Source organism: Streptomyces sp. NPDC060000, from assembly GCF_042737375.1.
GTDB lineage: Bacteria > Actinomycetota > Actinomycetes > Streptomycetales > Streptomycetaceae > Streptomyces.
Genome location: NZ_JBHWUU010000131.1, coordinates 1 through 13645, shown reverse-complemented (window position 1 = coordinate 13645; position 13645 = coordinate 1). Strand labels below are relative to the sequence as shown.

The window sequence follows — 13645 nt, the reverse complement described above, 5'->3', positions numbered from 1 at the left end:
CTCAATAATTATTTTTTTAACCTGGGGTGTGTTGGTGGGTTTGGTTGGGCGGTCCGGGGTGTGGGCTCTGTGCCGGGCTGTCGTCCCGCCGGCGCCCCCAACTGGGGGGGTTTCGGGGTGGGGGGGGGCCGCGCGCCCCGACGGCAGGGCGGTGAGCAGCCGGATCACCGGGCCGGCCAGCACCCCGGCGAGGGTGGCGCAGGCGCCGACGATCACCAGCACGAGCGAGGCCGAGGAGGCGGCGTTCGCCCCGGCTTCCGGCTGCATGGTGGCGGTTCCGCTGACGGCGACGATGCCGGCGGCGAGGGCCAGCCCGCCGGCCACCCAGCGGAAGAGGTGGCCGCCGCGCGGCCTGCGCTCCACGGACGCCTCCAGCAGTGCCTCCCCGGGGCTGACCCGGCCCGCCCGGCGGGACGAGACGACCACGCCGACCAGGGCGGTGGCCATGCCGATCAGGGCGGCGGTGAGCAGCGCCCACCAGGTCACCGGAACCGTGAAGTCCGCGCTGACGATGTCGTGGTCGACCAGCCAGGTCCGGCACAGCGGGACCCCGGCCAGACCGATGGCACAGCCGGCCACCGAGGCGAGCAGGCCGACCAGGACGGCCTCGAAGTAGATCAGCGTGCGCAGCTGACGGCGGGTCGAACCGACCAGCCGCAGCAGGGCCAGTTCCCGGCGGCGCTGGGTGATGGACAGGGCGAACGTGCCGGCGACGACGAAGACCGCGACGAAACCGGCGACGCCGGCCGCCAGCCCCAACGGCGTGTCCACGCTGTCCATCTGGGTGAGCAGCGCCGCGTGGTGCGGATCCGCGGTGACGCGGTCCCGGCCGGTGAGGACCAGGGCGTGCGACGTTCCGCCGAAGCCGGCCGCGACGGCTTTGCGCACCTCGTCCGCCGGGCCGTACGCGGCGAGCGCGTCGACCGCGGGGGACAGGCGGGCCGCCTCGGCGTCGGTGAAGAAGACCGCGTGCTCGAAGGGGGCCGCGGCGGTGACACCGGTGACGGTGACGGTGCGCCGACCGGTGGCCGTCAGCAGCGGGAGCGTACGGCCGACCAGGGAGGCGGAGCCGCCGCCCACGACCACCTGGCCGTCGGCGGCGGGGGCGTGACCGGACGTCAGCCGGTAGCCGCCGACCGCGGCTGCCGACCAGCCGCGGCCGACCTGGTCGGCGGGGCCGGTGGCGAGCTGGGCGTAGAAGGTGTGGTCCGCGACCCCCTTGCCGGTGCGGGCCACGGCGGTCACGACGGCGGTCGGGAGGCCCGGCTGGGCGGCGACCGCCGTGCTCTCGACCTGTCCGGAGTCGTCGACGACGTCGATGGTGGTGTCGGGTACCACGACGACCGGTGCCGAGGCGTACCGGTGCCGCTCCGGATAGGCGATGCTGCCGGTGGCGGCGATCACCGGGATCGCGGTGGCCATGAGACCGACGCCGAAGGTCAGCGCGACGAAGGTGCCGACGAACGAGATCCAGCGCACCCGCAGGGTGGAGAAGGCGACGCTCAGCATGCCATGGCCTCCAGGCTCGTCATGCGGGCGGCGATGCCCTCGGCCGTCGGCTCGTCCAGCGCACCGGCGAGCCGGCCGTCGGTGAGGAAGACCACGCGGTCCGCGCGCGAGGCGGCGACCGGGTCGTGCGTGACCATCACGACCGCGCGGCCGGCGTCGTCCGCGAGCCCGCGCAGCAGCGTCAGGACCTCGCGCCCGCTCTTGGTGTCCAGGGCGCCGGTCGGCTCGTCGGCCAGGACCACCGCCGGGCGGCTGATCAGCGCCCGGGCGATGGCGACCCGCTGCTGCTGGCCGCCGGACAGCTCGCCCGGGCGGTGACCGGCCCGGTCGGCGAGTCCGACGGAGTCCAGCGCGGCCAGCACCTCGGACCGGCTCGGCCGACGGCCCGCCAGTTTGACCGGCAGCGCCACGTTCTGACTGGCAGTCAGGGACGGCAGGAGGTTGAAGGACTGGAAGACGAAACCGATCTTCTCCCGCCTCAGGAGCGTCAGTTCCTTGTCCTTGAGACCGCCGAGTTCGGTGCCGTCCACGAGGACATGACCGCCGTCCATGCCCTCCAGGCCGGCCGCCGAGCGCAGCAGGGTGGACTTGCCGGAGCCGGACGGGCCCATGACGGCGGTGAAGGTACCGAAGGGAAAACCGAGGCTCACCCGGTCCAGCCCCACGACGGGCTCGGGACCTGAGCGGTAGGTCTTGGAGACGGAGCGCAGCTCGACGGCGAATTCTGTTGCGGCCATGGGGACGAGTACACCTTCCGGGGCATGCCGGGGGGAATGAAGCGCAGTTCAGTTCCGGGGGTGGTGCCAGCCATACCCCCGGGTGGCGCAGACCGTGGCCTGCGTGTGCAGCGTCGCCCCGGCACGTATAGAGCACCTATAGCGCGCGCCCGGAGACTCGCGGCCTGTCAAGGACACGGGTGTGGCACCGGCCACCGCCCGTGCGGTCTCAAGTGATCGGGGATTCGGCATGTCCGAGCTGAACAACGCTGCGCAGGAACAGACATATCTCGTCGTCCTCAACGACGAGGAGCAGTACTCGATCTGGTGGGCGGACCGGGCGCTGCCCGAGGGCTGGCACCAGGAGGGCACTTCCGGCACCAAGGAGGAGTGCCTGGCCCGGATCGGCGAGGTGTGGACCGACATGCGTCCCAAGAGCCTGCGCCTGCGCATGGCCGAGAACGCCGCCAACTGACGTCCGCCCATTCGTGACCGAGCGAGGAGCTCTCGTGGCACGGCCCTTTCTGCACCATCTGTTCGCGAACTCGGCCGACCGGGTCCCTGATGCGGTCGCTGTGATCGACGGCCACCACGAGATCAGTTATCGCGAGGTCGACGAACAGGCCAGTCGTATCGCGCACCTCCTGGCCGACGCGGGTGTCGGCCGGGACACCGTCGTCGGGGTGCGTCTGTCCGCGGGACGGCATCTGACGTCGGCCGTCCTCGGCGTCTGGCGGGCCGGCGCGGCGGTGCTGCCTCTGGACGCCGACGAGCAGGCCGCCCATGGTGGGGCGGGCCTCGTCCTCACGGCCGGGGACACGGACCCCGAGGACCACCCCCGGTCGCTCCGGCTCGACCCGGCCACCCTCTCCGGCTTCCCCGCCACCCGGCCGGACAGTGCGCCCGAGCCGCTCGACGCCGCCTGGGTGAGCCCCGCGCACGACGGTGTGCCCGCCCTGGTGCTGGACCATGCCACCATCGCCAACCAGGTCACCTGGCTGGCCGAGGAGCACGCGGTCGAGGAGTCCGACCGGGTCCTGTGCGCAGACCCGGCGCGGTCGTCGTACTGGCCGCTGTTCACCGCCCTCGTCAGCGGCGCGGCCGCCGTCCTCGCGCCCCCGGAGAGCGCCGACGACGGTGCCTGCCTGCTGACCGCACTCACAGGACAGCGCGTCACCGTCCTGGTCGCGACTCCCCGGCAGCTGGCCGTGGCGGTCACCGCCGACGGCTGGGCCGACACCGAGCTGCGCCTGGTGCTCTCGGCCGGCTCGGACCTCTCCCGCGAGACGGGCCTCGCGCTCACTCGCCGTACCCCGGCCGAACTGCACATCCTGCACGTCCTGCACGGCGGGGCGCTCACCGTCACCGCCGCCGCCTTTGCTTCGCGGCGGGACACGGACGCGCCGCTGCTGGGCCGGCCGATCGACAACGTACGACTGCTCGTGCTCGACGAGTACGGCGATCCCGTCCCGCCCGGCATCCCCGGCGAGCTCCACATCGCGGGACAGGGCCTCGCCCGCGGGCACCTCGGCGACCCGCGCACCACCGCCGACCGCTTCCTCCCCGCCCCGTTCGGCGCCCCCGGCAGCCGGATGCAGACCACCGGCACCCTGGTGCGCTGGCGCACCGACGGCACCCTGGAGCGGCTGGACCCGGCAGAGCACACGCCCGCCACCACTCTCGCCCCGGCCGTACCCGCCTACGTCGCCCCCGCCACGCCGGCCGAACAGGCGGTCGCCGCGGTGTGGTCGGAACTCCTGGAGGTCCCCCGGGTCGGTGCCGAGGACAACTTCTTCCAGCTCGGCGGCTATTCGCTGCTGCTGACCGACCTCGCCCGCCGGCTGCACCTGGCCACCGGCCGGCAGATCGTCCTCGCCGACCTCTTCACCGCCGCCACCGTTCGCGAACAGGCCGCTCTGCTCGCCCCCGACCCCGCGCGGGACTCCGCCCCCCAGGTCGTGCCCGTCCCGCGTGAGGGGCCGTTGCCGCTCTCCTTCGGCCAGCGCCGGATCTGGCTGCTCGACACCATGGACCCCAGCCCGGAGTGGATCGCCCCCCTCTTCCTGCGCCTGCCCGCCGACATCGGACCGGACACCGTACGGCACGCGCTCAACGCGCTCGCCGACCGGCACGAGGCGTTGCGCACCCGCTACCGCACCGTCGGCGGCGAGCCCGTGCAGGAGGTCGGCGCCACCCTGCCGATCGAGATGCGCAGCGTGGAAGGAAGTCGCGAGCAGGTCGTGGAGTTCTTCCGCGAGCAGTTCGAGACACCGTTCGACCTGACCTCGGGCCGGCTCTGGCGCGCCACGCTGGCCCGCACCCTCGAGAGCGGCGACGAGCGGCTGCTGCTGGTGACGATTCACCACATCGCCTGCGACGGCTGGTCCGCGTCCGTCCTCGAGGACGAGTTCCGGCAGCTGTGTGCGGCCCATCGGTCCGGCATCGACCCGCGGCTACCCGAAGTGCCGCTCCAGCACGCCGACTACGCCGCCTGGCAGCGCGAGTGGCACTCCAAGGAACGTCTTTCCGGTGAACTCTCCTACTGGCGAGACGTGTTGGAAGGCCTGATCCCGCTCGAACTGCCCACCGACCACCCGCGCCCGGCCCGACGCGACCCGCGCGGCGGCGTCGTCACCTTCGCTGTCCCGCCGCGCCTGATGGACGCCGTCAGCGCACTGGGCCAGAGCCGCGACGCCACCCCCTTCATGACGCTGCTGACCGCCTTCGCCACCCTGCTCGCCCGGCACAGCGGCCAGTGGGACGTCGGCGTCGGCACCCCGGTCGCCGGGCGCACCCGGCCGGAGACCGAGCGGACCGTCGGCTTCTTCCTCAACTCGCTGGTGCTGCGCTGCCGGCTCGACGGCACCCTCACCTTCACCGAGGCCCTCGACCGGCTGCGCACCACCTGCCAGGAGGCCTACGCCCACCAGGATCTGTCCTTCGAGCACATCGTCGACGAGCTGCGCCCCGAACGGGACCTGTCACGCACCCCGCTCTACCAGGTCGCCTTCAACCTGCACGACGGCCACCTGATCGGCGGCATGCCCGACAAGGCCGACATCGACTACCTCCACCCGGCCCGCCGGGTCGCCAAGACCGACCTCACCCTCTACGTCCGCAGCGAGTCCGACGGCACCTGGAGCGGCGCCTTCGAATACGCCGCCGCGCTGTTCGAACACGACACCGTCGAGCGACTCGCCGGCCACTTCCTGCGGCTTCTGGAGACCTTCACCGCCGACCCGGCGGCCCGCCTCGGCTCGACCGAACTGCTCTCCGGCGAGGAACGCGACCGGCTCAGCCGCTGGGGCACCGGCGAGCAGGTTGACTGGCCGTCCGGTAGCACGCTCGACCTGATCGAGACACAGGCGGCCGCCACCCCGGAGGCCACCGCGGTCGTCGTGGGCGAGCAGCGCATCACCTACCGCGAACTCGACGAGCGGGCCAACCGGATCGCCCACCACCTGATCGCCGCCGGGGCCGGTCAGGAAACCGTCGTCGGGCTCTGCCTCGACCGTGGCCCCGACCTCGTCCCCGCCCTGCTGGGCATCTGGAAGGCGGGCGCCGCCTACCTCCCGCTCGACCCGGCCCTGCCCGCCGAACGCCTGCGCCACGTCCTCACGGACTGCGGCGCACCGCTGCTGGTCAGCGAGTCGGCGCTGCGGGCGACCACCGGGAACTTCACCGGCCGGCAGATCCTGCTGGACGCGGACCGGGATGCCATCGCCGCCCGGCCGGACACCGCGCCGCAGCGCGCCACCGACCCGGAGCAACTCGCGTACGTCATCTACACCTCCGGTTCGACCGGGCGGCCCAAGGGCGTCATGGTCCACCACCAGGGCTTGGTCAACCACCTGCGATGGGCCGCGCGCGAGCTGGTGCGGACGGAGGGTGGCGCGCCGCTGTTCTCCTCCATCTCCTTCGACCTGCCCGCCACCAACGTCTATGTTCCGCTGATCACCGGTCGTCCCGTGCACCTGCTGCCCGCCGGGCTCGACCTCGGCACGCTCGGCGCGGCCCTGGCGGCCGGTGCCCCGTACAGCTTCGTCAAGCTCACCCCCGGTCACCTGGAGCTGCTCTCCGACCAGGTCACCGACGAACAGGCCGCCACCCTGGCCGACCGGCTGCTGGTGGCGGGCGAGGCACTGTCCGGCCGGGCCGCCGGGCGCTGGCTGGAGCTGCTGGGGCCGGGCCGGCTGATCAACGAGTACGGTCCGACCGAGGCGTCCATCGGCTCCACCGCGTACCCCGTGGACCGGGTCCACGACACCGTCGTACCCCTGGGCGGCCCGCTGCCCAACACCACCACGGCCGTCCTCGACGAGACCGGGCGGCCCGCTCCGGTCGGCGTGGCCGGCGAACTGCACGTCGGTGGCGCCGGTCTGGCCCGCGGCTACCACGGCCGGCCGGAGCCGACCGCCGAGAAGTTCGTCCCGAACCCGTACGGGCCGGCCGGCTCCCGGCTCTACCGGACGGGCGACCTGGCGCGGATCCTGCCGGACGGCGCCATCGAGTTCCTCGGCCGGATCGACACCCAGGTCAAACTGCGCGGCTACCGCATCGAACTCGGCGAGATCGAGGCCGTACTGACCGACCATCCGGCTGTACGGGATGCCGCCGTCACCGACCGGGAGAGCGCCACCGGTGAAAAGTCCCTGATCGCCTACCTGGTCGCCGAGGAGGGCAGCGAACTCTCCGTCGACCAGGTGCGCGAGGAACTCGCCGAGGTCCTGCCCGAGTACATGGTGCCCACGGCGATCACGGTGATCGATCACATCCCGCTCACCGCTAACGGCAAGGTCGACCGCCGGGCGCTGCCCGACATGGACCTGTCCGGCGCCGACCACGACCCGCCGGGCACCCCCACCGAGGAGCGCATCGCCGAGATCTGGACGGAGCTGCTCGGCCTGCCCCACGTCGGCATCCATGACAGCTTCTTCGCACTCGGCGGCCACTCCATCCTCGCGATCCGGATGACCTCCCGGCTCCAGGACGAGTTCGACGTCGACCTCTCGATCGGCACCGTGTTCGGCGAGCCGACCGTCAGCCGCCTCGCTGCGGCCGTCGAGGGCCTGATCAGGGCCGAGATCGACCAGCTCACCGACGCCGAACTCGGCGAGTCCGACCCCACCGAAACCCGCAGCAACCCGAGGGAGCAGTAGCAATGAGCACCGGCGACAAGCGGTCGACCGAGCAGGACGTGGCATCGCAGCGCGAGGAGCTGCTGCGGCGCCGGCTGGCCGGCGGGCGGGGGGGTCGCCGGTCCCTGATCACCACGGTTGATCGGGACCAGCAACTGCGGCTCTCCTTCGGCCAGCAGCAGATGTGGTTCCTCAACCGGCTGGATCCCGACAGCGCCGAGTACCTGGTACCGCTCGTACTGCGGCTCTCCGGCACCGTCGACCGGGCCGCCCTGCGCGCGGCCTGGGCCGGGATCGTCGCCCGGCACGAAATCCTGCGCACCCGGTATGCCCTGGACGGCGACGAACCCGTCCAGATCGTCGAGGCCGCCGCCGGCGGCCCGGATCTCCCCGTCGTCGATCTGACCCACCTGCCGGCCGACGAGCGCGAGGACCGCGCCCGGGCGGCCGTCGAACGGGAGATCGTCACCCCCTTCGACCTGGAACGGGACTTCTCCGCCCGGGCGACGCTGTTCTCCCTGGCGGCGGACGAGCACATCCTGGCGGTGACCTTCCACCACATCGCCTGCGACGCCTGGTCCGTCGGCATCTTCGCCGAGGAACTGGGCGCCCTCTACACGTCCGCCGTCACCGGACAGCCCTCCCCGCTGTCCCCGCTGCCCGTCCAGTACGCCGACTACGCGGCCTGGCAGCGCCGCGAACTCAACGGCGCCGCCCTGGACAGGCAACTCGCCTACTGGCGCGGGCAACTGGCCGACGTACCCGTCCTGGACCTGCCCACCGACCGCCGCCACCCGGCCCACCGGGACCCTCAGGGCGACGCCGTCACCTTCACCATCCCCGCCGAACTCGCCTGCCAGGCACAGCAGTTGGCGGGCGAGCATGACATGACCCGGTTCGTGGTGCTGCTCACCGCGTTCCAGGCCCTGCTCTCCCGGTGGACCGGCACCACCGACATCCCCGTCGGCGTCACCGTCTCCGGCCGTGGCCGACCCGAACTGCAACAGCTCATCGGGTACGGCATCAACGTCCTCGTCACCCGGCTCGCCTGGCAGGGCGACCCGGCCTTCCAAGACCTCCTCGCCGCCGGCCGACGCACCGTTCTCGACGCCTACGACCACCAGTCCGTGCCGTTCGGCCGACTCGTCGACGAACTGCAGCCCGAGCGCGACCTCGCGCGCACCCCGCTGCACCAGGTCGGCTTCGTCCTGCGCGAGCACCAGGCGCCCGACTTCGAGCTGCCCGGCCTCACCGTGCGGACCGAGACCGCCGACCGCGTCGCCAAGGTCGACCTCACCCTCGACGTCGAGGACTCCCGCGACGGAGCCCTGCACGCCCGACTGCGCTACGCCACCTCGCTGTTCGACCGGGAGACCGTCGAGCGGATGGCCACGCAGTACATCCGGCTGCTGGAGCAGGCCGTCGCCGCGCCCGGGCGGCCGCTGTCCCGGACGGACCTCCTGACGCCGGCCGAGCACGAGCGGCTCACCGCCTGGAACGACACCCACGAGGCGGGGGACGCCACCACCCTGCCGGCGCTCTTCGAGGCCCGCGCCGCCCGTACCCCCGACGCGCTCGCCCTGGCCGACGAGCACACCACCCTGACGTACGCGCAGCTGAACGAGCGGGCGAACCGCCTCGCCCACCTGCTGATCGCCCGCGGCGCCGGCCCCGAGCAACTCGTCGGGCTGGCTCTGCCACGCGGCACCGACCTGATCGTGGCACTGCTCGCCGTCCTGAAGACCGGCGCCGCCTATCTTCCGCTGGACACCACCCACCCCGGCGCCCGCACCGCCTTCGTGCTGGCCGACGCCCGGCCCGCTCTGGTGATCGGTGCCCGCGGCACCGCCGATGCCCTGCCCGACGTACCGCTCCTGCTGCTGGACGCACCCGAGACCCGCACCGCACTGACCGCCCGGCCCGCCACCGACCCGCGGGACGCCGAGCGCACCACGCCGCTGCTGCCCGCCCACCCGGCCTACGCGATTTACACCTCCGGCTCGACCGGCACACCCAAGGGCGTCCTCGCCACCCACGGCGGCATCGCCAACCACGCCGCCTGGCTGGCTTCCGAGATACCCCTCACCCCGCAGGACCGCGTCCTGTTCCGGGCACCGCTGACCTTCGACGGCGCCGTGCCCGAGTTCTGGCTCCCCCTGCTCACCGGCGCGTCGGTGCACATCGCCCCGGACCGGATCGTGCGCGACCCGGAGCAGATCGCCGCCTGGATCGGGGACCGCGGCATCACCGTCGCCAAGTTCGTCCCCTCCCTCCTCGCGGCAACCCTGCGCAGCCTTCCGGGCGACGCGCGCCTCCCGCTGCGCCGCGTCCTCGTCGGAGGCGAGCCGCTCACCCCGGAACTGGCCGCCGAGACCGTCGCGGCCTGGGACGTCTCCCTGCACAACTGCTATGGACCGACCGAGACCACCGTCATGGTCACCGGCCACGAGTACGACCCCGCCACCGACACCGACCGGGTGCCCATCGGCCGGCCGGTGCGCAACACCCGCCTCTACGTCCTCAACGCCGACCTCGCCCCCGCCCCGGTCGGCGCCGTCGGTGAACTCCATGTTGCGGGCGCCCAGTTGGCGCGCGGCTACCTGAACCGCCCCGACGCCACCGCCGAACGCTTCCTGCCGAACCCCTTCGACGGCACCGGCGAGCGGCTGTACCGCACTGGCGACCTGGTACGCCGTCGCGCCGACGGCCGCCTCGAGTTCCTCGGCCGCACCGACGACCAGGTCAAGGTCCGCGGCTACCGCATCGAACTTGGCGAGATCGAGGCGGCCGTCGCGCAGTGCCCGGAAGTCGGCCGTACTGCCGTCGTGGTCCGTGAGGACCGGCCCGGCGAGCCGCGCATCGTCGCCTACGCCGAGCCCGCGCCCGGCGCGCGGGTGGACGCCCGCCGCGTACGCGAGCAGGTGGCGGCCCTGCTGCCCGAGTACATGGTGCCCTCCGCCGTCGTCGTCCTGGACACCCTCCCGCTTACCGCGAGCGCGAAGCTCGACCGCCGAGCCCTGCCTGCGCCCGGCGCGGACTCCTACGGGAGCGAGCGGTACGTCGCCCCGCGCACCCGGGACGAGGAACTCCTCGCTCAGATCTGGTCCGAGGTGCTGGGTCTAACCCAAGTGAGCGTCGAAGCAGGTTTCTTCGACCTCGGCGGCGACTCGATCCGGGCCGTACGCCTGGCCGGTGCGCTGCGCGCCGCCGGGTACGAGGTCTCGATCCGGGACATCTTCGAGCACCGCACCGTCGCGGCCCTGGCCGCGCTGGCGGGCAGCGGGGGTGGTGCCTCACTGATCGAGTCGGTCGAGCCGTTCGCACTGATCGGCGAGCCGGACCGACGTGCCCTGCCCGAGAGCGTGGTCGACGCCTATCCACTCTCGCAGGTGCAGACCGGCATGCTGGTGGAGATGCTGACCGGCGACGGCGGCAACGCCTACCGCAACATCACCTCCTACCGCATCCCCGACCCGATCGCCTTCTGTGAGCCCGCGATGCGGGCGGCCGTGGCCTTGCTGACCGGCCGTCATGACATCCTGCGCACCTCGGTGCACCTGGAGGGCTATTCCCAGCCGCTCCAACTGGTCCACGCGGACGCCCTCGTGAGCGTCACCGTCGACGACGTACGCGGCCTGACGGACCAGGAGCGGCAGCGTTTCGAGACCTCGTACGCGGCGGCGGAACGGGCCGGCTGGTTCGACCTGGCCACCGGTCCGCTGCTGCGGGTCGCCGTGCACGTGGAGTCCGGTGAGGCCTGGCGGGTGACGTTCAGCCACTGCCACGCGGTCACCGACGGCTGGACGGTGAACTCGCTGCTCGTCGAGTTGCTGGAGCTCTACCGCGCCCTGCGCGACGGCCGGGCACCGGCGGCGTACGAGGCGCCCGCGGTCCGGTACGCCGACTTCGTGGCCGCCGAGCAGGCGTCGCTGGCGGATACCGGCGACCAGTCCTTCTGGCAGGACGTCACCGCAGGCCACGCCCCGCTGTCCCTCCCCACCGCCTGGGCGCAGACGGCCGACCCGTCCCGTCCCGCGCACCACCGCGTGCCGTTCGCCGACCTGGAGGGGGGGCTCGGACGGCTGGCGGCCGGGGCGCGGACGTCACTGAAGACCGTCCTGCTGGCGGCGCATCTGAAGGTGCTGGGCATGCTGACCGCCGAGGAGGCCTTCCACACCGGTGTGGTCTACCACGGCCGTCTCGAAGCACCGGGCGCCGACCGGGTGCTGGGCATGCACCTCAACACCCTGCCCTTCCCGGTGATGAAGGGCGGCGTGCGGACCTGGCGCGAGCTGGTGGAGCAGGTTTACGCCCAGGAGACCGAGATCTGGTCCCGCCGCCGCTATCCGCTGCCCGCCATCCAGCGCGCGGCGGGCAGCGGGCCCGACCTGCTGAGCGTCCTGTTCGACTACCAGGACTTCCACCAGCGCGACCGTGACACCCTGGCCGTCGACGACGGACTCCGCGACTCCGGCAACGAGTTCGCGCTCACCGCGATCGCCCGCGACGGCGTCGTCAACCTCAACTCGTCGAGCACCGTGTTCGGACCTGAGGGGCTCGCCCGGCTGGGTGGGATGTACCGGTCGGTGCTGGAGGCGATGGCCGCGGACGCGGACGGGGACGCGCGGGGCGTGTTCCTGTCGGAGGCGGAGCGCGCGCTGCTGCTGGGGGAGTGGAACGCGGCGATCGAGACGCCGGTGGACGAGTGCGTCCACGAGCTGTTCGCCGGGCAGGCGGCCCGTACGCCGGACGCGGTCGCGCTGACGATCGGCGATGTCGCCCTGACGTACCGCGAGTTGGACGAGCGGGCCAGCCGCATCGCCCACCACCTGATGGCGGCAGGCGCCGGTCCGGAGAGCGTCGTGGGCGTGTGCCTGGAGCGCGGCCCGGATCTGATTCCCGCCCTGTTGGGCGTGTTGAAGTCGGGTGCGGCGTATCTGCCGCTCGACCCGGTCAACCCGGCCGAGCGGCTGGCGTACATGCTCGCCGACGCGCAGGCCTCGCTGCTGGTGACGCATTCGGGAGTGCCGGAGCTGGAGTTCACGGGCGGCCGTGTCGTCCTGGACCGGGACGCGGAGGCGATCGACGCCCGTCCGGCGACCGCGCCGCAGACCACGGTGCGCCCGGACAACCTGATCTACGTCATCTACACCTCGGGTTCGACCGGTCTGCCCAAGGGGGTCGGACTCACCCATGCCAACGTCGTACGACTCTTCTCCGCGACCCGCGAACAGTTCCCGTGCTCGGCGGACGACGTGTGGACGCTGTTCCACTCGTACGCCTTCGACTGGTCGGTGTGGGAGATGTGGGGGGCGCTGCTGCACGGCGGACGGCTGGTGGTCGTAGCGCCGGAGGTGAGCCGTTCTCCGCACGACATGCTGGATCTGCTGGTGCGCGAGCGGGTGTCGGTGCTGTGCCAGACGCCGTCGGCGTTCCGTGCGCTGGCCGCGCTCGCCGGTGACAGCGAGGACGGAACGCAGGTCGACGGGCTCGCCCTTCGTGCGGTCGTCTTCGGCGGTGAACGGCTGGACATGTCCGAACTCCGTCCGTGGACCGGGCGGTTCGGTACAGAGGCCCCTGCGCTGATCAACATGTACGGCATCACCGAGACCACGGTGCATGCCACTTACCACCGCGTCAGCGACGGCGATCTCGCACACCCCGCGCACAGCCCGGTGGGCTCCCCGCTGACCGACCTGAGTATCCAACTGCTGGACTCCGACGGGAACCTGGTGCCGATCGGAGTGCCGGGCGAAATCCACGTAGGCGGCACCGGGCTGGCCCGCGGCTACCTCGGCCGCCCCGAGCTGACGGCCGAGCGCTTCGTCCCGAACCCGTACGGTCCGGCCGGCTCGCGCCTCTACCGCAGCGGTGACCTGGCCCGACGCCTTCCCGACGGAACGCTCGAATCGCTGGGCCGGATCGACAAGCAGGTCAAGGTCCGTGGCTACCGCATCGAGCTGGGCGAGATCGAGGCTCGGCTGCGTGAGCACGGTCAGGTCCGTGACGTCGTGGTGGCGGTGCGCGAGAGCGAGGCGGGGGAGAAGTCCCTCGTCGCCTACGTCGTCCCCGTGGACGGCGGTGTCCCCGACACCAACTCCCTCCGCATTCACCTGGCACAGACGCTGCCGGACTACATGGTCCCGGCCGCGTTCGTCTCCCTCGACGCGATCCCTCTGACCGTCAACGGCAAGGTGGATCATCGTGGGTTGCCGGTGCCGGATCTGGCGGCGTTCGCGGCGGAACGGTTCGTGGCGCCGCGTACGCCGGTGGAGGAGCGGC

The 13645-nt window shown here is 72.4% G+C and carries 5 protein-coding genes; 3 read left to right on the top strand and 2 right to left on the bottom strand.

The window, feature by feature from the left end; translation table 11 throughout:
• Together ACFWBB_RS40690 and ACFWBB_RS40685 are read right to left on the bottom strand one after the other, a co-directional pair.
• A partial coding sequence (locus ACFWBB_RS40690) for an FtsX-like permease family protein (RefSeq protein WP_385283748.1) occupies positions 1 to 1509 on the bottom strand: 1509 nt, incomplete at its 3' end.
• Positions 1503 to 2246, bottom strand: a complete 744-nt coding sequence (locus ACFWBB_RS40685; RefSeq protein ID WP_385283745.1) for an ABC transporter ATP-binding protein — start codon at positions 2244 to 2246, stop codon at positions 1503 to 1505. The genes ACFWBB_RS40690 and ACFWBB_RS40685, both read right to left, overlap by 7 nt.
• Positions 2247 to 2475: 229 nt before the next feature.
• On the opposite strand from ACFWBB_RS40685, the gene ACFWBB_RS40680 reads away from it, so the two are divergent.
• The 3 genes from ACFWBB_RS40680 to ACFWBB_RS40670 all read left to right on the top strand — a co-directional run.
• Positions 2476 to 2700 carry an MbtH family protein gene (locus ACFWBB_RS40680; RefSeq protein WP_385283743.1) on the top strand — a complete coding sequence of 75 codons (225 nt, stop codon included), beginning with the start codon at positions 2476 to 2478 and terminating at the stop codon, positions 2698 to 2700.
• A 34-nt stretch (positions 2701 to 2734) separates the two neighbouring features.
• On the top strand, positions 2735 to 7384 hold the full coding sequence (locus ACFWBB_RS40675; protein WP_385283740.1) for an amino acid adenylation domain-containing protein: 4650 nt from the start codon (positions 2735 to 2737) through the stop codon (positions 7382 to 7384).
• Positions 7385 to 7386: 2 nt separating this feature from the next.
• Positions 7387 to 13645, top strand: a 6259-nt coding sequence (locus tag ACFWBB_RS40670; protein WP_385283737.1) for an amino acid adenylation domain-containing protein, incomplete at its 3' end; no start/stop codon positions are given.

Excerpts from the sequence above, each read along its gene's own strand:
- ACFWBB_RS40685 (WP_385283745.1), bottom strand. The coding sequence starts at position 2,246 with ATGGCCGCAACAGAATTCGCCGTCGAGCTGCGCTCCGTCTCCAAGACC.
- ACFWBB_RS40680 (WP_385283743.1), top strand. The coding sequence starts at position 2,476 with ATGTCCGAGCTGAACAACGCTGCGCAGGAACAGACATATCTCGTCGTC.